The sequence below is a fragment of the Pseudomonas sp. FG43 genome (assembly GCF_057809175.1).
Window position 1 is genome coordinate 1 of sequence record NZ_JBMDJL010000005.1, and the last position, 20,609, is coordinate 20,609.

General features: G+C 59.3%; 18 protein-coding genes and 1 riboswitch. Of the genes, 6 read left to right on the forward strand and 12 right to left on the reverse strand.

Annotated elements, in window-relative coordinates; translation table 11 throughout:
• Positions 1–168 precede the first annotated feature (168 nt).
• From ACODS3_RS07580 to ACODS3_RS07620, 9 genes are all read right to left on the reverse strand, one after another.
• Positions 169–864, reverse strand: a complete 696-nt coding sequence (locus tag ACODS3_RS07580) for a PqiC family protein (RefSeq protein WP_489033934.1) — start codon at positions 862–864, stop codon at positions 169–171.
• Between the two features lie 180 nt (positions 865–1,044).
• Positions 1,045–3,300, reverse strand: coding sequence for a DNA topoisomerase IV subunit A (gene parC / locus ACODS3_RS07585; RefSeq protein ID WP_489033935.1), 2,256 nt, complete (start codon positions 3,298–3,300; stop codon positions 1,045–1,047).
• A gap of 10 nt (positions 3,301–3,310) precedes the next feature.
• Complete coding sequence (locus ACODS3_RS07590; protein WP_201018203.1) at positions 3,311–3,832, reverse strand: retropepsin-like aspartic protease family protein; 522 nt, start codon at positions 3,830–3,832, stop codon at positions 3,311–3,313.
• Positions 3,829–4,809, reverse strand: a complete 981-nt coding sequence (locus ACODS3_RS07595; RefSeq protein ID WP_489033936.1) for an esterase-like activity of phytase family protein — start codon at positions 4,807–4,809, stop codon at positions 3,829–3,831. The genes ACODS3_RS07590 and ACODS3_RS07595 overlap by 4 nt, the downstream gene beginning before the upstream one ends.
• Complete coding sequence (gene parE, locus ACODS3_RS07600; protein WP_025258276.1) at positions 4,806–6,710, reverse strand: DNA topoisomerase IV subunit B; 1,905 nt, start codon at positions 6,708–6,710, stop codon at positions 4,806–4,808. Before parE ends, ACODS3_RS07595 begins: the two co-directional genes overlap by 4 nt.
• 91 nt (positions 6,711–6,801) lie before the next feature.
• On the reverse strand, positions 6,802–7,419 hold the full coding sequence (locus ACODS3_RS07605) for a YqiA/YcfP family alpha/beta fold hydrolase (RefSeq protein WP_489033937.1): 618 nt from the start codon (positions 7,417–7,419) through the stop codon (positions 6,802–6,804).
• 89 nt (positions 7,420–7,508) lie between these two features.
• Positions 7,509–8,315 carry a 3',5'-cyclic-AMP phosphodiesterase gene (gene cpdA / locus ACODS3_RS07610; RefSeq protein ID WP_489033938.1) on the reverse strand — a complete coding sequence of 269 codons (807 nt, stop codon included), beginning with the start codon at positions 8,313–8,315 and terminating at the stop codon, positions 7,509–7,511.
• A gap of 101 nt (positions 8,316–8,416) precedes the next feature.
• Positions 8,417–8,869, reverse strand: a complete 453-nt coding sequence (locus ACODS3_RS07615) for a DUF1249 domain-containing protein (protein WP_201018207.1) — start codon at positions 8,867–8,869, stop codon at positions 8,417–8,419.
• Entirely contained in the window at positions 8,860–9,477 is a 618-nt protein-coding gene (locus tag ACODS3_RS07620) for an NUDIX domain-containing protein (protein WP_201018208.1), read from the reverse strand. The genes ACODS3_RS07615 and ACODS3_RS07620 overlap by 10 nt, the downstream gene beginning before the upstream one ends.
• Before the next feature lie 208 nt (positions 9,478–9,685).
• Here ACODS3_RS07620 and ACODS3_RS07625 point away from each other — a divergent pair, with 208 nt between their 5' ends.
• The gene (locus ACODS3_RS07625; protein WP_304574790.1) at positions 9,686–10,432 is read left to right on the forward strand and encodes an RsiV family protein; all 747 of its coding nucleotides are present in this window, start codon (positions 9,686–9,688) and stop codon (positions 10,430–10,432) included.
• Between the two features lie 61 nt (positions 10,433–10,493).
• Here the strand turns inward: ACODS3_RS07625 and thiC are convergent, their stop codons facing one another.
• A complete protein-coding gene (gene thiC / locus ACODS3_RS07630) occupies positions 10,494–12,383 on the reverse strand; it encodes a phosphomethylpyrimidine synthase ThiC (protein WP_201001733.1) in 1,890 nt (629 codons plus the stop codon).
• Between the two features lie 142 nt (positions 12,384–12,525).
• A riboswitch (TPP riboswitch) is annotated at positions 12,526–12,630 on the reverse strand.
• A 157-nt stretch (positions 12,631–12,787) separates the two neighbouring features.
• On the opposite strand from thiC, the gene ACODS3_RS07635 reads away from it, so the two are divergent.
• Positions 12,788–14,230, forward strand: coding sequence for a TolC family outer membrane protein (locus tag ACODS3_RS07635; RefSeq protein WP_489033939.1), 1,443 nt, complete (start codon positions 12,788–12,790; stop codon positions 14,228–14,230).
• A 64-nt stretch (positions 14,231–14,294) separates the two neighbouring features.
• On the opposite strand, the gene waaA is transcribed toward ACODS3_RS07635, so the two are convergent.
• Positions 14,295–15,566 carry a lipid IV(A) 3-deoxy-D-manno-octulosonic acid transferase gene (gene waaA / locus ACODS3_RS07640; RefSeq protein ID WP_489033940.1) on the reverse strand — a complete coding sequence of 424 codons (1,272 nt, stop codon included), beginning with the start codon at positions 15,564–15,566 and terminating at the stop codon, positions 14,295–14,297.
• 135 nt (positions 15,567–15,701) lie between these two features.
• Between waaA and ACODS3_RS07645 the strand changes: the two genes are divergently transcribed.
• The 4 genes from ACODS3_RS07645 to ACODS3_RS07660 are packed head-to-tail and all read left to right on the forward strand — an operon-like array spanning position 15,702 to position 19,069.
• Positions 15,702–16,034, forward strand: coding sequence for a DMT family transporter (locus tag ACODS3_RS07645; RefSeq protein WP_400696906.1), 333 nt, complete (start codon positions 15,702–15,704; stop codon positions 16,032–16,034).
• A 48-nt stretch (positions 16,035–16,082) separates the two neighbouring features.
• Positions 16,083–17,258 carry an NAD(P)/FAD-dependent oxidoreductase gene (locus ACODS3_RS07650; RefSeq protein ID WP_489033941.1) on the forward strand — a complete coding sequence of 392 codons (1,176 nt, stop codon included), beginning with the start codon at positions 16,083–16,085 and terminating at the stop codon, positions 17,256–17,258.
• Entirely contained in the window at positions 17,255–18,070 is an 816-nt protein-coding gene (locus ACODS3_RS07655) for an aldo/keto reductase (RefSeq protein WP_489033942.1), read from the forward strand. Before ACODS3_RS07650 ends, ACODS3_RS07655 begins: the two co-directional genes overlap by 4 nt.
• 36 nt (positions 18,071–18,106) lie before the next feature.
• Positions 18,107–19,069 (forward strand): metal ABC transporter ATPase, encoded by a 963-nt coding sequence (locus ACODS3_RS07660; RefSeq protein WP_201018213.1) that lies wholly within the window; start codon positions 18,107–18,109, stop codon positions 19,067–19,069.
• A 68-nt stretch (positions 19,070–19,137) separates the two neighbouring features.
• On the opposite strand, the gene hldE is transcribed toward ACODS3_RS07660, so the two are convergent.
• Positions 19,138–20,559: a bifunctional D-glycero-beta-D-manno-heptose-7-phosphate kinase/D-glycero-beta-D-manno-heptose 1-phosphate adenylyltransferase HldE gene (gene hldE, locus ACODS3_RS07665; RefSeq protein ID WP_489033943.1), complete on the reverse strand. Its 1,422-nt coding sequence runs from the start codon at positions 20,557–20,559 to the stop codon at positions 19,138–19,140.
• Positions 20,560–20,609: the final 50 nt, after the last annotated feature.

Consider the following 20,609-nt stretch of genomic DNA (forward strand, 5'->3'; position numbering starts at 1 on the left):
CACATTTTCAGCGCCTGAAACCGGGCTGTCGCGGCCAAGGCCCCTCCCACGGATTGTGACTCCAGCCACCCGTTTTTTTTGAAATCAGCCTCTTAACTGATCAGCATTACGGTGTAGTAGCCCACAAAAAAGCCCGCATCGCTGCGGGCTTTTTTGTGGGGTTCAGACTTAGAAGCGGAACACTTCAAGGTCTGTACGTATCGGTGAAGCCATCGGGATCTTCGGCTTGTCGGGCTCTTTGGCCTTCACAACCGGCACCTTCTTCGGCTCGTCGACGACTTGCCAGGAAATCGGCTTGACCGCGACGCTGACCTGTTCGGCAAGACGTTGCAGCAGAATACCCTGCGCCCTGACCTGATCGGCAGAGCCACCAGTGTGAACCTCTTCCAGGTGGACAAGGCGGCTGTCGCGGACATTGCCCTTGCGGTCCAGCAAACGCCATTGCGCATCGAGCACGGCAGGTTGCTTGGCCCCCGAATCAAGGCGGGTGATCGACAACACGATCTGTACATCCGGATTGAAATTCGCGACAGCAGGAGCGAGTACGACTCGCTGGCTATCGAGCTTCCAGGCCAGTTGACGCAGAAGAAGCTGGTCAATGTCCGAAGACAGGTTGCCAGCCCAACGGCCATCAGGTGAAGCCGTCAATGTACCGTCAGGTTGACGTTGCAGCAGGGTTTCACGTTGCAGGTAGTCAGCAACTGAAACCGGACCCAGCAAAACAGCAAGCCCCGTGCTCTGTTTTGGCTGGCCCGGGTCACCACTGTCCAGCTGATACAGCGCGGTAGGCTGATGCATACTGCAACCAGCCAACCCCAAAACGCCCGTCATCAACAAGACAAAGGGAAGGCGTAGAAAATTCATCGTCCCATCCAGGTGGCCGCCTCAGGCGGCCACAGTGTAGATACTTATAGGCTCATGCAGGCACTGCGCCACGCCGAGACCCCAAGACACCATATCATCCGTGAATATTCGCCATGACTCCAGCGATTATGCGTCGATCTTCATGGCAAAACGAAGACCGCTGGCTCTAAATGAATATTCCTAGCTGTTTTCCACCAACAGGGCATCCACACGCTGGAAGCCTCTTGGCAGTTTGTTCCCTCGTCGACCACGTTCTCCTTTGTAATGTTCAAGGTCTTCGGCCTTGAGCGACAGAGTACGCTTGCCAGCCTGAAGCACCAGCGTAGCGCCTTGCGGGATTACCGCCAGATCTGTCACATACTCTTCCCGGCTCGCGACACGCTCGCCTGGAATACCGATGATCTTGTTGCCTTTGCCCTTACCCAACTGAGGCAAGTCGCTGACTCTGAAAACCAGTAATCGGCCTTCAGTGGTCACGGCTGCCAGCCAGTTATGTTCACGATCTGCCACAGGCCGCGGCAGAATGACTTTCGAGCCTGTCGGCAGGCTCAGCAATGCCTTGCCAGCCTTGTTCTTGGCCTGCAAGTCTTCACCTTTTACCACAAAACCGTAACCGGCATCCGACGCGATAACGTACAGCGCTTCATCTTCCGGCAACAGCACGCACTCGAAGGTCGCGCCTGGCGGTGGTTGCAGTTTGCCGGTCAATGGCTCGCCCTGACCACGCGCATTCGGCAAGGTATGGGCTGCCACCGAGTAGCTGCGCCCGGTCGAGTCGATAAAGACGGCAAACTGGTTGGAGCGCCCGATGGCCGAGGTCTTGAAGCCATCGCCTGCTTTATAGGAAAGCCCTGTGGCGTCGACATCATGGCCCTTGGCGCAACGCACCCAGCCTTTTTCGGACAATACGACCGTCACCGGTTCGGTCGGCATCAGTTCGTTTTCGGACAACGCTTTGGCTTCGGCACGCGCAACGATAGGCGAGCGACGGTCATCGCCATAGGTTTCGGCGTCGGCAATCAGCTCGCTACGCACCAGTTTGCGCAGCTTGGACTCGCTGCCCAGCAGGGCCTGAAGCTTGGCCTGCTCCTTGAGCAAGGCATCCTGTTCACTGCGCAGCTTCATCTCTTCCAGACGCGCCAACTGACGCAGACGGGTATCGAGAATGTAGTCAGCCTGGATTTCTGTCAGACCAAAGCGCGCGATCAGCTCTGCACGCGGATGTTCGGCGGTACGGATGATGTGGATAACTTCATCCAGGTTCAGATACGCCGTGAGCAAACCGTCCAACAGGTGCAGGCGATGCTCGACCTTGTCGAGACGGTACTGCAAACGACGGCGAACGGTTGCGATACGGAATACAAGCCACTCGTTGAGCAGTGCTTTCAGGTTCTTGAGCTGTGGCTTGCCGTCCAGACCGATGATGTTGATGTTCACCCGATAGCTGGACTCAAGCTCGGTCGTGGCGAACAGATGCTGCATCAACTCGTCGAGTTCGACCCGGTTGGAGCGCGGGATAATCACGATGCGGCACGGGTTTTCGTGGTCCGACTCGTCACGCAGGTCTGCGACCATCGGCAACTTCTTGGCCTGCATCTGGGCCGCGATCTGCTCCAGCACCTTGGCGCCCGATACCTGATGCGGCAGCGCAGTGACCACGATGTCGCCATCTTCAACGCGATACACGGCACGCATGCGCACCGAACCGCGACCGCTTTCGTAGATTTTCAGCAGGTCGGCGCGTGGCGTGATGATTTCCGCCTCGGTCGGGTAATCCGGGCCTTTGACGTGCTCACACAGGTCTTCGATGCTGGCCTTGGGGTCATCGAGCAGATGCACGCAGGCACTGGCCACTTCACGCAGGTTATGCGGCGGCACATCAGTGGCCATGCCCACGGCGATACCGGTGGTGCCATTGAGCAGGATATTCGGCAAACGTGCTGGCAAGACAGCAGGTTCATCCAGGGTTCCGTCAAAATTCGGAACCCAGTCCGCAGTTCCCTGGCCCAGCTCGCTGAGCAGCACTTCGGAATAACGCGACAAACGGGCTTCGGTGTAACGCATGGCAGCGAAAGACTTGGGATCGTCCGGCGCGCCCCAGTTACCCTGCCCGTCCACCAGCGTGTAGCGATAGCTGAATGGCTGGGCCATAAGGACCATGGCTTCGTAGCAGGCCGAGTCGCCGTGCGGGTGAAACTTGCCGAGCACGTCGCCCACGGTACGCGCCGACTTCTTGTGCTTGGAGTCAGCACCAAGGCCCAACTCGCTCATGGCGTAGACAATGCGTCGCTGTACAGGCTTGAGGCCGTCACCGATATGCGGCAAGGCACGATCCATGATTACGTACATGGAGTAATTGAGGTAGGCCTGTTCGGTGAAGTCAGCCAGTGATCGGCGTTCTACGCCATCCAGGCTGAGGTCAAGGGAGTCGCTCATGCGGGCCTCATCATTTTGTCGTCTGACGCAGCAGCAAGGTGCCGCCGCGCTGGGTAAATTCGAGTTGTTTCATTGCACTCATGCCAAGCAATATCTGTTCGCCCTCAAGGCCGGGCGCTACAAAGGCACGCACGTTGCGCAGGACGATATCGCCCACTTGCAGGCTGTCGAGCACTGCCCGATAGCCACGGCTTTCGCCATTGGCGGTGCTCACCGTAACCGGTACGCCTCGTGACAGGCTCAGCTTATCGGCCACCTCAGAGGGTATCGCCACATCGGTCGCACCGGTATCGATCATGAACTCCACTGGCCGACCGTTGATCTGCCCGGTACTGACGAAGTGCCCCTGACGATTGGCCAGCAATTGCACTTCTATATAACCCTTGCCGTGTTGCGAAGCGACATGGGTATTGGGGTTCTGTTGCCGGTCTTCCCAGTCGCCGAAAAAGCGCGTGGCCAGAAACAGCCCGGCGCCCCAGGCAAGGAACATCAGGATCTTGCCAGCACGCTTGCCGGGAAGCGGCTGATTCATTGCGTGGCGCTCCAGCCACCAGCCGGCGCTGCAAAGCGCCAGACAATCGGGCGTTTCTCGCCGTCGGCACGGGCGCTGAAGTTATTGTCGATACCGATCCAGGCACCGGTTTCATCCACCACCAAGGCCTCAGTCAAACCATAAGGCTGATCGTAGACACGCTTAGGCAGCAAGGCTTCACTGGCGAAGGACCAGCAGCGCTCGACCTTGGCCGTTTCCAGCGTCCGGCGGCAGATGCGATAGACCGAGCGCTCAAGGGTGTACAGCTTGCCGTTGAACAGTGAAATATCCGAGAAATCCTTTGTGGATAACTTGTCGCCCTTCAACTGCGGTGGAGGGGTGACTTGTCCGGGATCTGCAAGCAACACGCAGCTTTCCTTGCAGCTCCACTTATCCTGTTCACGCCGCACTACTAATAAGCCGCGACTCTCGCGTTCGGCCGCCAGCCAGATCCGGTCACCCGCCGCATTGACGGCAATGCCTTCGAATATTGCATTGAAACGTTGCAGCATGCCTTGAGCGCGAGCCTGATCCACCATCGCTTCTGGCAGATCGAGCCAGACAGGCTCCCCCGTGACAGGCACTTTCAAAACCGTGCCGTGAGCCTCACTGACCAGATAGCGATTACCAGCGGCATCGCAGCTCACGCCTTCAAAGTCCATGCTGCCGCCACGCACTACCGACGACAGGCTGGCCATGGAGCGCAGATTCAAGGGCAAATAGCTGACCGGCTCAGGCACGACCATGGTGTGCGGCTCAGCCACCCAGGTAGTCTTCGAGGTATCGAGACTATAAAGCAGCGTGTCGTCACGATCCGAGACAGTCCACAGCCGCCCATTGCACATCACCAGCCCTGACAGATTGCCACCAGTCATGCCATCCACCGGATGCTCGGACACCAGTTTCAGCTCTTCAAAGGGCGCAGCAAAAGCCGGTGCAGTCACCAGCATCAGGGCGGCAAGCCAATTTCTCGTCAAGTCAGGACCTCGGCAAGGTTGCCTTTGGATTCAAGCCAGGTCTTGCGATCGCCAGCGCGTTTCTTGGCCAGCAGCATGTCCATGATTTCAGAGGTCGCGGCGAAGTCATCCAGCGTGAGCTGCACCAGACGCCGGGTGTTCGGGTCCATGGTGGTTTCACGCAGCTGTGGCGGGTTCATCTCGCCCAGGCCTTTGAATCGGGTGACCTGTGGCTTGCCACGTTTCTTCTCGGCCACCAGACGATCCAGAATGCCGTCACGCTCGCTTTCATCCAGGGCATAGAAGATTTCCTTGCCCAGATCGATGCGGTACAGCGGCGGCATGGCGACATACACATGACCCGCATCCACCAGAGGGCGGAAATGCTGGACGAACAGCGCACACAGCAGCGTCGCGATGTGCAGCCCGTCCGAGTCGGCGTCGGCGAGGATGCAGATCTTGCCGTAACGCAACTGGCTGATATCGGCAGCCCCCGGATCGACACCGATGGCAACCGCGATATTGTGGACTTCCTGGCTGGCCAATACTTCGCCACCATCGACTTCCCAGGTATTGAGGATCTTGCCGCGCAACGGCAGGATGGCCTGGAACTCCTTGTCACGTGCCTGCTTGGCCGAACCACCTGCGGAATCACCTTCCACCAGGAACAGCTCGGAACGCGCCGGGTCCTGTCCGGCACAGTCGGCCAGTTTGCCGGGCAGCGCAGGCCCTTGGGTGATGCGCTTGCGCTCGACTTTCTTGCTGGCTTTCAGGCGACGACCGGCGTTGTTGATCGCCAGATCCGCCAGTTGCAGGCCCAATTCGGAGTGAGTGTTCAGCCACAGGCTGAAAGCATCCTTCACAACGCCGGAAACAAAGGCTGCCGCCTCACGGGACGACAGACGCTCTTTGGTCTGGCCTGAGAACTGCGGCTCCTGCATCTTCATCGACAGCACGAAGGCAATCCGCTCCCAGACGTCTTCCGGTGCCAGCTTCACGCCACGCGGCAGAAGGTTGCGGAACTCACAGAACTCACGCATCGCGTCCAGCAAGCCCTGGCGCAGTCCGTTGACATGGGTACCGCCCTGCGCGGTCGGGATCAGGTTGACGTAGCTTTCCTGAACACTGTCGCCACCCTCGGGCAGCCAGAGCAAAGCCCAGTCCACGGCTTCCTTGTTACCCGCGAAGCTGCCGCAGAACGGCTCGTCCGGCAGGCGCAGGAACTCGGTGACCGAATCCTGAAGATAGGAACGCAGGCCGTCTTCGTAATGCCACTCGACCTTTTCGCCAGTGGACTTGTCCTCGAAGCTGACCAGCAGCCCCGGACACAGTACCGCCTTTGCCTTGAGCACGTGCTTGAGGCGGCTGACGGAGAATTTGGGGCTGTCGAAATACTTGGGGTCCGGCGCGAAATATACGCTGGTGCCGGTATTACGCTTGCCCACAGTGCCGACAACGGCCAGTTCCGAGGCCTTGAAGCCGTCGGCAAAGGTCATCTCGTACTCATTGCCATCACGCTTGACCCGAACCCGGACCTGAGTCGAAAGCGCGTTGACAACGGAAATCCCGACACCGTGCAGGCCGCCGGAAAACTGATAGTTCTTGTTGGAGAACTTGCCCCCGGCGTGCAGCTTGGTGAGGATCAGTTCAACACCGGACACACCTTCTTCGGGGTGAATGTCCACCGGCATGCCGCGACCGTCGTCGGACACTTCCAGCGAGTTGTCGGCGTGGAGGATCACCTGGACCGATCTGGCATGGCCAGCCAGCGCTTCGTCGACACTGTTGTCGATCACTTCCTGGGCAAGGTGATTCGGCCGCGCGGTGTCGGTGTACATGCCCGGACGCTTGCGAACCGGGTCGAGGCCCGAGAGGACTTCGATGGCGTCTGCGTTATAAGAGCTAGCGCTGGGATTGGCCATGGGTTCTCATCATCAATAATTCATGGATATGCAGGAGCGCGTTTGCTTGCACAACAGCGCGGTGTCTGGGACACAGCGCAATTTCCTGCGATTACAACCTGGATAGATCAATTGCCCGCAACAGATCGGGCGCAAATCCGGCAAAACTCAGCAAAGCCGGCATCTGCTCGGCAAAGCCTTGATAACTGTGGTCGCCACCGGCCTGGATACGCAGTGCGCAGGCGCGGTAAAACGCTTCGGCGCGGCGGTAATCAAGGGTTTCATCACCGGTCTGCAACCATACCTGAATACGCTCAGGGTCCAGTGGAGCCGGTACTTCAAGCTCCGCCAATGCCGTTATGTGGTCGCGGGTCAATTCCCAGCTCTCACCGGTATACAGGTTTTGCTGGGTACCGAGGTAGCCATCGAACAACTGGTGCGGATTGACAGCCGGATTGATCAGGACCGCCTTGAGGCCGTGCCGATGCGCCAAATGAGTCGCATAGTAGCCGCCGAGCGAGCTGCCGACCAGCAAAGGCCGCCCAAGCGCCTGGATTGCGGACTCCAGTTGAGCCATGGCCTGACGTGGATGGTGGTGCAGTTCAGGTACAAGCAGTTGCTCACCCACACCCAATGAGCTCATCAGGGCGATCAACAGGCTGGCCTTTTTCGACAGAGCCGAGCTGTTCAGGCCATGAATGTACAGCAATGTTGGTGTGTCGCTGATCAAGCCGTCTCTCCCGAAGCCCGGAACAAAACCACGTAGTTTACAGGGATGTACGACTCAAGGCCTTACTGGAATGCGTCGTTCGACAGCGCTCAATAGCCGGTGCCGCCATAGTCGACTTTGAATTGCATGCCGACAACACGGGAAACGCCGGTTTCGAGCTGCCCGTCATCATGCAGGCGCAGCCAGCGATAGCCCGGCGCGGCGGTATCGAGGGTGAAATCCACACTGCCCGGCGCGAACTGGATACAGGTGGACGGCGAAGCCAGTAGCCTCACCCCGTTACGCTGCTGATCGAACTCCTGATGCACATGCCCCCACAGCACGGCCCGCACCTGGGGAAAACGGTCCAGCACCGCGAACAGTGCGTCGGCATTACGCAAACCGATAGGTGCCATCCAGTCACAGCCGATTGGCACCGGATGATGGTGCAGGCAAACCAGATGATGTCGATCCGGCGCCTCGCTCAAGGACTGCTCCAGCAATTGCAATTGCTGCTCCTGCAGGAAACCGGGCACCGAGCCGGGCACCGCCGAATCCAGCAGCGTGACTCGCCAGCGGCCGACATCTACCACAGGTTCCTGAAGGTCACTGTGCTGCGCGGCATGAGCCATTTGCGGCAATTCATCGTGATTACCGGGAAACCAGCGCGCAGGGGCTGCGATCTGTTCGCTGATCTGACGAAACGCCTGATAGGACTCCACGCTGCCGTCCTGGGAAACATCGCCACTGGCAATCACAAGGTCGATGCCTTGCTGCTCGGCCAGTACCAGCTCAACGACCTTTTCCAGACTGTCACGGGTATTCATGCCCAGCAACGTACCGTCCGTTTCAGCAAACAAATGGCTGTCGGACAGTTGCACCACTAAAACTGATGATGATCGGGATGCGCTCGGCAAGGCCGTCTCCTTGAGCGAATTCAGCGCGATTATGAGATGCGGGAAGAGGCAGGTAAATCAGGAAAATGGACCTGGATCACATTTGGCAGAGCAGGCAGGTTTCAGCGTACCGCTTCAAACTCGTGACCACACGCCAGACAGTGGCTCAGCCACTCGCCCAGGAAGAGGTTGAGCTGCGCCTTTTCGTCAGGTTGATGCATGTCGGCATTGGGGTACGGATAAATCCCCCGAAAACGTCGGGCATGCTCGGCACCGATGACTTCGGCCATGCGCGCATCGTGGTAGACCTGGACTTCAAGGCGCGGGACCGGCAGCCAGGGCAGGCTGTGCTCCTGGCGGACTTGCAGGGTTGTGGTGTACGGGCAGTCGAGCAGCACTTCGACAGCAAGGACGCCAAGCATCTGGTCGCCCTGGGTCACCGCCACCCGGCGCGAGCTTTGCTGGTTACGCATGTCGGGAAGCAGACGCATCAAGCGCGCGTAGTTGGCCTCGCACGCCGCCTGTAGCCCGGCAAGATCGACACGGTAGCGCTCGCGCAAAAGATTCACGACCATAACCCCCTTATTTCAGCGCGGTTCAACGCCAGCCATTGCAAGGCAATGATCGTTGCCGCATTCATGATTCGTCCGTCAGCCACGGCTTGTATCGCATCGTCGAACGACCAGACCGTCACGCGGATATCTTCGCCCTCGGACTCAAGCCCGTGCAATCCGCCTGCCCCATGACTGTCACACTGCCCCATGAACAGATGAACGAATTCGTCACTGCCACCGGGCGAAGGGAAGTACTTGGTTATCGGCCATAACGCGCTGAAGACAAGCCCAGCTTCCTCCTCTGCTTCGCGATGAGCAACTTCTTCCGGCTGTTCATCCTTGTCGATCAAGCCGGCCACCAGCTCGATCAGCCAGGGGTTGGTACTCTTTTCAAGTGCGCCCACGCGAAACTGCTCGATCAGCACCACTTCATCACGCCTGGCGTCATAAGGCAGCACGCAGACGGCATCATGACGAACGAACAGTTCGCGGCTGATTTCCTTGCCCAGGCCACCGGCAAACAGCTCGTGGCGCAGGTACAACTTGTCGAGCTTGTAGAACCCCCGGAAGCAGCTTTCGCGCCGGGTGATCTCAAAAGCCGTTGGCGTTGATCGGGTGTTCTGAGGCATAGGTTTCTCGCTTACGACCATCTTTGACTTCGGGCCATCCTAACGCGCATCGACTCCCGGATGCAGCCCCCTTGAAGATGCAGGGTAGACGGCCATGGCCTAAAACACTTCTAATCCGCCAAGTGGCGAACCGAAGACGTTGTTTGCAGTCCAAGCAGCCTGCATGCGAACAACGCAACCGCCTCCATTGATATCGCCAAGGACCAACATGTCGTTATTGAGGATCACTTCACTGGCTTGTCTGGGCCTGATGCTGGCTGCCTGCCAAAGCATTTTCACGCCCAACATGCGCACCCCGCTGCAAGTCCAGCGCGATGCTTCCGAGCTGATAAAGCCAGGTTGCACCACCACCGATTGCCCGCTGGTCAATGTCGACACCGTACACTTTCCCGACGAGCCAAGGCTGGACGCCATTGTCCAGAAGACCTTGCTGCAACTGACCCGCACGGATTCAGGCGCACCGCTGCCGGCCTCGATCAAGGATTATCAGGAACAGTTTCTGAGCCGCGCCACAGGTCGCAACAGCAGCTATCTGCAAGCCAAGGTACGCGAACAGCATGACGGTATCGTGGTGGTCGAGCTGTCGAGTTATCTGGACACCGGCGGTGCCCATGGCAACCCTGGCAGAGCGTTCATCAACTACTCACGCCAGCAGCAGAAAGTCCTGACCCTGGCCGATATGGTAGTTCCAGGCAAGGAAAACGAGTTCTGGGAAAAGGCCGAGCTGGCCCATCAGGCCTGGCTGGTTTCTACCAAGATGAATCAGGACAGTGAGTTCATGCAGACCTGGCCGTTCAAGAGGACGCCCAACATTGCCCTGACGTATGGCTCGGTGATTCTGAAATATCCGGTGACCACCATTGCGCCCTACTCCATGGGCCATATCGAGCTGAAGATTCCTTATCCGCAGCTCAATGGGGTTATCAGGCCGGATCTGTTCCCCGGCCGCGGCTGAAAATCTGTAGGAGCGACTTCAGTCGCGAAAATTCGCGAATGAATTCGCTCCCACCAGTTGATCAGACTTTCTTGTAAAGCTGGCTGCCTTCCTGCTTGAAACGCTCCGCCTGCTCACGCATTCCTTCTTCCACGGACAGGTCGACCGCCGCGATTTTCTGGTTGGCCGCGTACTCGCGCACTTCCTGAGTGATCTTCATCGAGCAGAACTTCGGCCCGCACATGGAGCAGAAGTGTGCAACCTTGGCCGAGTCCTTGGGCAGGGTTTCGTCGTGGTACGAACGAGCGGTGTCCGGGTCCAGGCCGAGGTTGAACTGGTCTTCCCAGCGGAACTCGAAACGCGCCTTGCTCAAGGCATTGTCACGAATCTGCGCGCCCGGATGACCTTTGGCCAGATCCGCCGCGTGGGCCGCAATCTTGTAGGTGATGATCCCGGTCTTCACATCATCCTTGTTCGGCAGCCCCAAGTGTTCCTTGGGCGTCACGTAGCACAACATTGCGCAACCGAACCAGCCGATCATCGCCGCACCGATGCCGGACGTGATGTGGTCATAACCGGGCGCGATATCCGTGGTCAGCGGGCCGAGGGTGTAGAACGGCGCTTCGTCGCAGCACTCAAGCTGCTTGTCCATGTTCTCCTTGATCAGTTGCATCGGCACGTGGCCCGGGCCTTCGATCATGGTCTGGACGTCGTGCTTCCAGGCAATCCTGGTCAGCTCGCCCAAGGTCTCCAGTTCACCGAACTGGGCTTCGTCGTTGGCGTCGGCAATCGAACCGGGGCGCAGGCCATCGCCCAGCGAGAAGCTGACGTCATAGGCCTTCATGATTTCGCAGATTTCCTCGAAATGCGTATAGAGGAAGTTTTCCTTGTGATGCGCCAGACACCACTTGGCCATGATCGAACCACCACGGCTCACGATCCCTGTGACGCGCTTGGCGGTCAAAGGTACGTAGCGCAGCAACACGCCGGCATGGATCGTGAAGTAATCGACGCCCTGCTCGGCCTGCTCGATCAGGGTGTCGCGGAACAGTTCCCAGGTCAGGTCTTCGGCCACGCCGTTGACCTTTTCCAGCGCCTGATAGATAGGCACGGTGCCAATCGGGACCGGCGAGTTACGGATGATCCACTCACGGGTTTCATGGATGTGCTTGCCGGTGGACAGGTCCATGACCGTGTCCGACCCCCAGCGAATGCCCCAGGTCAGCTTGGCCACTTCTTCTTCGATGGAAGAACCCAGCGCGCTGTTGCCGATATTGCCGTTGATCTTCACCAGGAAGTTACGGCCGATGATCATCGGCTCCAGCTCGACGTGGTTGATGTTGGCCGGGATGATTGCGCGACCACGGGCGATTTCTTCACGCACGAATTCAGCGGTGATTTCCTTCGGGATGCTGGCGCCGAAACTGTGGCCGGCGTGCTGTTGTTTCAGCAGCCCCGCAGCGCGTGCTTCCTGAAGCTTCATGTTTTCGCGGATGGCGACGTATTCCATCTCGGCAGTAATAATCCCCTGACGCGCATAGTGCATCTGGCTGACATTGGCGCCCGCCTTTGCACGACGCGGGTTACGCACGTGGGCGAAGCGCAGGGCTGTCAGCTCGGGATCGTCCAGGCGTTGCTGGCCGAAGTGGGAACTCAGGCCGGCCAGACGCTCGGTATCGTTGCGCGAGTCGATCCAGGCCGAACGGACGTCGGCCAGGCCTTTGCGCACATCGATGACCACATTGGGGTCGGTGTAAGGGCCTGAGGTGTCGTAAACCGTGACCGGAGCGTTGATTTCGCCGCCGAAGTCAGTGGGCGTCACATCAAGGGTGATCTCGCGCATCGGCACGCGGATATCGGGGCGAGATCCCTGGACATAGACTTTCTGCGAGCGGGTAAAAGGTTGTACCGATCCAGAATCGACCTGGGCGGACTCACTCAAGTGGGGGGCGTTTTTTGCTTTTGTACTCATCACGGCTCTCCAGACGGTTTTATTGTCGGAGTAACCTGATAAACGGACGGACGCACCCTGACAGGTGCTGAGTATCGACGGGCGTGTTACTGTTCATTTTTTGAACAGCCGACCCCGGACGACACTCAAGAGGACTCGCCGGGAGACGAGAAATCTTGTTCCCTACGCAGGCGCTAACCTGATCAGGTTCAACGGGATCCGGTTTAACCGATCTCAGCCTCACAGCAAGGCACCCCGACAAGAACGTCGCAAGTCTATGATGGTCGGCCCTGCAAACACCAGCCTATTTATGCCGCCAGCGATAAATGGCCAATAGCCGATTGTTGCAGTCAAGTTCTGGCTCTACACTCGCTAACCCGGTTTTGCATCAAACCGGCATCATTACCATGAACAGGGAATGCATCATGTTGCGCAAACTTTCGTTGGTCATTGCCGTGTCGTGTGCCTGCAGCGTACAGGCACGGGCAGCGGATGCGCCTCTTCCGACAAAGACCGGGCTGGTCAATGTCTACCAACAAGCCGTGGACAACAACGCCGACCTTGCAGCGGCGCGCGCCGATTACGACGCCCGCAAGGAAGTGGTGCCCCAGGCCCGCGCTGGCTTGCTGCCCAACCTGTCGGCCAGTGCTCAGGCCAACAACACCCGCACCAGCATCGACCAGCCCAGCGCCATTGCCACCCGCAGCGGCACGGTCTATCAGGCGACCCTGAGCCAGCCGATCTTCCGCGCCGATCGCTGGTTCCAGTTGCAGGCCGCCGAAGCCGTCAATGAACAGGCCGCTCTGGAACTCTCGGCCACCGAGCAGAACCTGATCCTGGAGTCAGCCCAGAGTTACTTCGCGGTATTGCGCGCCCAGGACAACCTGGCGTCGACCAAGGCTGAAGAGGCTGCTTTCAAGCGCCAGCTGGATCAGGCCAACGAACGGTTCGATGTCGGCCTTTCCGACAAGACCGATGTCTTGCAGGCCCAGGCCAGCTACGACACCGCACGGGCGAACCGGATCATCGCCAAGCGTCAGGTGGACGATGCCTTCCAGGCGCTGGTGACGCTGACCAATCGCGAATACAACTCCATCGAAGGCATCGTCCACACCTTGCCGGTACTGGCCCCGATCCCCAACGATGCCAAGGCCTGGGTCGATACCGCCGCCCAACAGAACCTGAACCTGCTGGCCAGCAACTATGCCGTCAGCGCCGCCGAGGAAACCCTGCGCCAGCGCAAGGCCGGCCATGCACCGACACTTGATGCGGTCGCTACTTACCAGCGCGGCGACAACGACGCACTGGGCTTCAGCAACCCCAACTATACGGGCCGCAACTATAGCGGCGATGTGGAACAACGCAGCATCGGCGTACAGCTGAATATCCCGATCTACAGCGGTGGCCTGACCAGTTCGCAAGTACGCGAAGCCTATTCCCGCCTGACCCAGAGCGAACAGCGCCGTGAAAGCCTGCGCCGTCAGGTGGTGGAAAACACCCGCAACCTGCACCGGGCCGTGAATACCGATGTGGAACAGGTGCAGGCCCGCAAGCAGTCGATCATCTCCAACCAGAGTGCTCTGGAAGCCACGGAAATCGGCTATCAGGTCGGGACCCGCAATATCGTCGACGTACTCGATGCACAGCGTCAGCTCTATGCCTCGGTGCGTAATTACAACAACACCCGCTATGACTACATCATCGACAACCTGCGCCTGAAACAGGCGGCCGGCACTCTGAACCCGGGAGACTTGCAGGACCTGTCGCGCTATCTGAAATCCGACTACAACCCGGACAAGGACTTCCTGCCACCGGATCTGGCTGCAGCGGCGCAGAAGAATTTCGAGAAACCGGCACAGCGACAGTAAATGCCAAGCTCGGGTGTAGGAGCGAATTCATTCGCGAAGGCCAAATTCGCGAATGAAGTCGCTCCTACAAACGCAGGGCAACTCCATCCAGCAGGCGCTGCAACGCGCCTTGATTGGCCTTCATCACTCCCGTCCCGGCATCCGCCATGGTCCGCGCCAGTTTTGGCTGATCGAACAGACGCTGCACCGCTACCGCCAGCGCAACCGAGTCACTCACCTCTTCCAGCGCCCCGGCCTGACGCAGCAAGGCGGCAATTTCCAGGAAGTTGAACAGGTGCGGACCGCTCAGGACGGGCTTGGCCAGTGCCGCGGGCTCCAGCAGGTTGTGTCCGCCATTGGGCACCAGGCTGCCGCCGACGAAGGCATTGTCTGCCAGCGCATACAGAAACAGCAGTTCACCCATGGTGTCGCCCAGCAGCACTGACGTATCAGGCGTGACTGCCTGCCCGGATGAGCGCCGCACGGTTGTGAAACCTTGCTGCTGACACAGGGCATGCACGCTGTCGAAACGCTCGGGATGGCGCGGCACCAGAATCAGCAAAGCCTCGGGATGGCTCGACAGCAACTGACGATGGGCCGCCAGTACGCTTTCGTCTTCGCCAGCATGGGTGCTTGCTGCAATCCAGACCGGCCGCTGCGTCGCCTGCCACTGCTCGCGCAGTTGTGCAGCCTGAACGGGAAGCTGCGGATCGATACTCAGGTCGAACTTGATCGAGCCGGTCACCGTCACGCATTCAGGACGTGCGCCCAGGTCACGAAAGCGCTGGGCCTCCGCCTCGGTCTGCACGGCAAACCAGCTCATGGCTGCCAGCATCGGGCGGGTCAGCCCTGCAAAGCGAGCGTAGCCACGAGCCGAGCGCTCCGACAGCCGCGCATTGGCGAGCACCACGGGAATATTGCGCCTGGCACACTGGTGAATGTGATTGGGCCATAACTCGGTTTCCATGATGATGCCGAGGCGAGGCTGCACATGATCCAGAAAGCGTCCCGCCGCCCAAGGCAGGTCATAAGGCAGATAACAGTGCTGGATCCGTGGCTCATTGGCGAACATCGCCTTGATCCGCTCCGAACCTGTCGGAGTCATGCAGGTCACAGTAATCGGCAACGCCGGGTATTGCGCCAGCAAGGCACGAATCATGGGAGCCGCGGCGATGCTCTCGCCCACAGACACCGCATGCACCCAGATGCCACCACGCTGCATCGCAGGCAGGCCAATAGCAAAACGCTCGCCGATTCGCTGGCGATACGCAGGCGCCTTGCGTGCTCGCAACCACAGCCGCAGGGCAACCAGCGGCAAGCCAAGATGAAACAACAGGGTATAAAGAGTTCTATTCATGGGCGCGGAGTTTATCAGCACGCCTCATCAAAGCCACGACCTCGTGCAGGCGTGAACACACTTGCCCGTGGCGTACGGAATGCCATGGCCGCCGGAAGAAATCGCTAAGATACGCAGCCCCCAAGGAGAGACACCATGACTGCCTACTATCTGCTGGCCATCGCGATCTGCGCCGAAGTCATCGCCACCACATCCATGAAAGCCGTCAAAGGTCTGAGCACACCGCTGCCTTTGCTGCTGGTGATCGTCGGCTACGGCATTGCCTTCTGGATGCTGATTCTGGTGATGCGCACAATTCCGGTGGGCATTACCTATGCCATCTGGTCAGGCATGGGGATCGTCATGGTGAGTATCGCGGCGTTCTTTATCTATGGTCAGAAACTGGATCTTCCGGCCTTGCTGGGCATGGGAATGATCGTGCTCGGGGTGGTGGTCATCCAGTTGTTCTCGAAAACCGCCGGGCATTGAAATCGCGATCCCCTATAATGGCCCATTCTTCACGCCACTGAGGTGTCCATGCCATCTGTTATTTCCACTGACGTCCTGATTGTCGGAGGCGGTGTTGCCGGTCTCTGGCTCAATGCCCGGTTACGTCGTCAAGGGTTCTCGACAGTCCTGGTAGAAAGCGCGAGCCTGGGTGGCGGGCAAAGCCTGAAGTCACAGGGCATCATCCATGGCGGTGCCAAGTACGCTCTGCATGGTGCGCTGTCAGGTGCCTCCGAAGCGATTGCCGACATGCCGCGCCGCTGGCGTGAATCCCTCAATGGCACAGGCGAGCTGGATCTGTCGGGTGTTCGTCTGCTGTCCGAGGCCCACTATCTATGGTCGCCCGGCACCATCGCCGGCAACCTGACCAGCTTCTTCGCCAGCAAGGCTGTGCGCGGGCGCGTGGATCAGGTCAAGGGCGAGCAACTGCCGCCCGCGCTGCAAAACCCGAAATTCAAAGGCAAGGTGTATCGACTGGCCGAACTGGTGGTCGATGTCCCCAGCCTGATCGAGCGTCTTGCCAAGCTGGCCGGTGACAGCCTGCTCGCCGCTCAGCAGATCGAACCCCTGCATGACAATGGCGAGCTGGCAGGCTTGCGTGTGGATGGTCGCGAGATCCGCGCTCAGCGAGTGGTGCTCAGCGCCGGTCCGGGCAATGCGGACCTGCTTGAAACCCTGGGCATTTCCCAGCCCAGGATGCAGCGCCGCCCCTTGCATATGGTGCTGGTCAAAGGCCCGACCCTGAAGCCGTTGTACGCTCATTGCCTGGGCGGCGGCCCCAAGCCGCGCATTACCGTCACCACTCATCCTGCGGCCGATGGTCAGTGGGTCTGGTATCTGGGCGGCGACCTTGCCGAAGCCGATGGCGTGGCCCGCGAACCCGCCGCCCAGATCGCAACAGCCCGCAAGGAGCTGGAGTCGCTCCTGCCATGGATCGACCTGAGCCAGGCGCAGTGGGCCACCTTGCGTGTCGATCGGGCAGAACCGGCTCAATCAGGCCTGGTGCGTCCAGACAACGCCTTTCTGGATGTCCAGCAGCGCCTCATGGTCGGCTGGCCGACCAAACTGGCCCTGGCACCGGACTTTTCCGACCGTGTCCTGGCAGCCCTGTCGAACGATGGCATCCATCCGACGCCTCAGCCATCCACGACCGACCTGCCCAAACCGCCTCTGGCGATACCTGTCTGGGATCAACTGCTGCCATGACCGTCAAAACCCTGCATGACCTGCATCGCCCGTTGGGCAGCACCGGCCTGAGCATTTCGCCACTGGGCCTGGGCACCGTCAAACTGGGCCGCGATCAAGGCGTGAAGTACCCCAATGGCTTCACGATCCCCGACGATCAGCAAGCACAAATGCTGTTGAAGATGGCCCGCGACATGGGCATCAACCTGATCGACACGGCACCGGCCTACGGCACCAGCGAAGAACGCCTTGGCCCGCTGCTACGCGGCCAGCGTCAGGACTGGGTGATTGTCAGCAAGGTGGGAGAAGAGTTCGAGAGAGGGCAATCGCGTCATGACTTCAGCGCGGGGCACACACGACTGTCGGTGGAGCGCAGCCTGAAACGTCTTGAAACCGATTTCATCGATCTGGTTCTGGTGCATTCGGACGGCAACGATCTGGCGATTCTCAACGAAACAGAGGTCTATCAGACGCTGGCCGATCTCAAGCGCGAAGGCAAGATTCGTGGCTTCGGCTTTTCCGGCAAGACGGTCGAAGGAGGCCTGCTGGCATTGCGCGAAGGCGACTGTGCGATGGTCACCTACAATCTCAATGAGCAGGGTGAAAAGCCGGTTCTGGACTACGCTGCTGCCCACGGTAAAGGGATTCTGGTGAAGAAAGCATTAGCCAGCGGTCATATATGCCTGAGCCCCGGAGTCGACCCGGTCCAGGCCAGTTTTCAGTTGCTGTTTGAACATCCGGGTGTTGCCAGTGCTATTGTCGGGACCATCAATCCCCTGCATCTGGCCCATAACGTTGCAAGTGCAGCTGCTGTGATTCGCCGTCAAGCCTGATGTAGGCGGCCGACCCCAACGCAAGAAGGAGCCGATATGCCGCGAACCCTGATCCGCAAAAACCCCAGCGACTTCAAGACCCTGCCGTTATTCGTCGAAGCGACTCCCGAGAGCCTGAGTTATCAGAGCGTCGGGATGCCGTTGAATTTTTCCCAGACCTTGCAGCGGCGCCGCAAGATCGAAGTGCCGGACAACGAGCGCTTTGCAACCGAACTGGCCAACCTGGGCGTGTCGATACGGCTGACCCTGCACTGGCAGAACCGTGATTACTGGGTATTGGTCAGGCAGCGACGCCAGGACCGTGGCGACGTGGTGCTCAAGCTGATTTCCGGTTATGTACCGGCTCACGAAATCACCCTGCCGCTGCACACTGCCATTCAGGAAGTCGCCGAAGAATGCCTGATAGAAACGCCTCAAGGCTGGCTGAGCGGGCGCTTCAACGACACCTGGTTGCCGGCGCCTTATGCCGCAGCGCTGCATTATCGCGAGGCCATGCCTTTTCGACTGAGTTCTCTGTCGGGTGCGGCACGACCGGTGCGTTGCGGCAGCATGACCCTGATCGAACGTCCTCGCGCCTACGTGCATTTACCGACAGCGTCACTGCAACTGATCTACGACATGCGCCTGGAGATTCCCAAGGAAGCACGCCCTCTGAGCCTGTTTCATGTGGATGAAACCCTGGAAAAAGAACAACTGGTCGCCCGCCTCAATCGCAGCAAGCCCGATCTGTACCTGATGCCTCTGGAAAACGGAGTGCCGCTGCCCGAGCTTTATACCCTCAAGCAGGACAAGCTGGCGCCGGTCAGTACACGCGGTTTGTATCTGGCAGAAAGCTTCGCCGCCCAGGATGGCTGGGTGGTGCATGAAGAGCGGATTCGCTGGAAGGACTGGCTTCGGCAACAAGGCCTGACGCCACCTCCCAGAAAGAGCAGCCTCAACAACCTGACCGGCAAGGCCAAGGAGTTACTGCAAATGGCGCGCAAGAGCCTGAGTAAATAAGCCGTAGGAGCGAATTCATTCGCGAAATGGCCTTTCGCGAATGAATTCGCTCCTACGGGTGGTCCGCGTCACTGACCGCGGATTTTCTCGACAATGGCTGTGGTCGAGCTGTTTTCCACCAGCCCCAACACCTTCACTTCACCGCCATAAGCCTGAACGATTTCAGCGCCGACCACCTGGTCGATCCCGTAATCCCCGCCCTTGACCAGCACGTCCGGTTTGACGTGGCGCAGCAGGTTTTCAGGCGTGCCTTCAGGGAAGCTGATCACCCAGTCCACAGCGCCCAGACCGGCCAGAACGGCCATGCGGCGGTCAACGCTGTTGATGGGGCGGCCCGCCCCCTTGAGGCGGCTGACGGATGCATCGTCATTGATCGCAACGATCAGGCGATCACCCTGAGCACGAGCCTGTTCCAGATAGGTCACATGCCCTGCATGCAGAATGTCGAAACAGCCATTGGTGAAGACGATCTTCTCCTGATGCGCACGAGCGTCGTCGATGGCCAGCAACAGTTGCTCCAGCCCCAGGACACCACGCTCGGAACCTTCTTCACGCTGGATAGCACGCCGCAGCTCCGGGGCGCTGATCGCCGCAGTACCCAGCTTGCCGACAACGATGCCCGCCGCCAGATTCGCCAGAGCAACGGCATGGGGCAGATCCTCGCCAGCAGCGATGGCAGCCGCCAGAGTGGAAATGACCGTATCTCCGGCACCGGTCACATCGAATACTTCACGGGCCCGAGCGGGCAGATGCAAGGCCGGGTGCTCAGGGCGCAGCAGGGTCATGCCATGCTCACCGCGCGTCACCAGCAGAGCACCAAGTTCCAGGTCGTGCATCAACTGCGCGCCCTTGGCGACCAGATCACCTTCGTCGACACAATGACCGACGATAGCCTCAAACTCGCTCAGGTTCGGAGTAATCAGGCTGGCACCGCGATAGATGGCAAAGTCCTTGCCCTTGGGATCGGCCAGCACCGGAATGCCACGATCACGCGCAGCCTTGATCAGCACCTGATGGTTTTTCAGCGCGCCTTTGCCGTAATCGGAAAGCACCAGCACCTTGATGCCATCGAGCAAGGTATCGACTTCCACGCTCAAGGCCAGAGCATCGGTCATGAAGGGTTCTTCGAAGTCGATGCGCAGCAATTGCTGGTGACGGCTCATGACCCGCAACTTGACGATGGTCGGCTGATGGGCGATGCGCTGGAAGTGCGCACGCACGCCGGCAGCCTTCAAGCTATTGGCCAGACTGTTGGCAGCCTCGTCTTCGCCCGTCACACCGACCAGCGAAGCAGGTGCGCCAAGAGCGGCAATGTTCAGGGCAACGTTGGCAGCACCGCCTGGACGATCTTCGATCTGATCGACCTTGACTACAGGCACCGGCGCCTCAGGAGAGATCCGTGAGGTACCACCATGCCAGTAACGGTCGAGCATGACGTCGCCGACCACAAGGACAGGCGCTTGATCGAAACGCGGCATGGACAACTTCATGGAAACTCCGAGGGCAAAAAACGACGCGGATCATAACATAGCCAATTTGG

Coding starts and splice junctions, on each gene's coding strand:
- ACODS3_RS07655 (WP_489033942.1), top strand. CDS start 17,255: ATGACCGTCAAAACCCTGCATGACCTGCATCGCCCGTTGGGCAGCACC.
- ACODS3_RS07635 (WP_489033939.1), top strand. CDS start 12,788: ATGTTGCGCAAACTTTCGTTGGTCATTGCCGTGTCGTGTGCCTGCAGC.
- ACODS3_RS07620 (WP_201018208.1), bottom strand. CDS start 9,477: ATGCCTCAGAACACCCGATCAACGCCAACGGCTTTTGAGATCACCCGG.
- thiC (WP_201001733.1), bottom strand. CDS start 12,383: ATGAGTACAAAAGCAAAAAACGCCCCCCACTTGAGTGAGTCCGCCCAG.
- ACODS3_RS07650 (WP_489033941.1), top strand. CDS start 16,083: ATGCCATCTGTTATTTCCACTGACGTCCTGATTGTCGGAGGCGGTGTT.
- ACODS3_RS07615 (WP_201018207.1), bottom strand. CDS start 8,869: ATGGTCGTGAATCTTTTGCGCGAGCGCTACCGTGTCGATCTTGCCGGG.
- ACODS3_RS07645 (WP_400696906.1), top strand. CDS start 15,702: ATGACTGCCTACTATCTGCTGGCCATCGCGATCTGCGCCGAAGTCATC.
- ACODS3_RS07660 (WP_201018213.1), top strand. CDS start 18,107: ATGCCGCGAACCCTGATCCGCAAAAACCCCAGCGACTTCAAGACCCTG.
- ACODS3_RS07590 (WP_201018203.1), bottom strand. CDS start 3,832: ATGAATCAGCCGCTTCCCGGCAAGCGTGCTGGCAAGATCCTGATGTTC.
- ACODS3_RS07580 (WP_489033934.1), bottom strand. CDS start 864: ATGAATTTTCTACGCCTTCCCTTTGTCTTGTTGATGACGGGCGTTTTG.
- parE (WP_025258276.1), bottom strand. CDS start 6,710: ATGGCCAATCCCAGCGCTAGCTCTTATAACGCAGACGCCATCGAAGTC.
- parC (WP_489033935.1), bottom strand. CDS start 3,300: ATGAGCGACTCCCTTGACCTCAGCCTGGATGGCGTAGAACGCCGATCA.
- ACODS3_RS07625 (WP_304574790.1), top strand. CDS start 9,686: ATGTCGTTATTGAGGATCACTTCACTGGCTTGTCTGGGCCTGATGCTG.
- hldE (WP_489033943.1), bottom strand. CDS start 20,559: ATGAAGTTGTCCATGCCGCGTTTCGATCAAGCGCCTGTCCTTGTGGTC.
- waaA (WP_489033940.1), bottom strand. CDS start 15,566: ATGAATAGAACTCTTTATACCCTGTTGTTTCATCTTGGCTTGCCGCTG.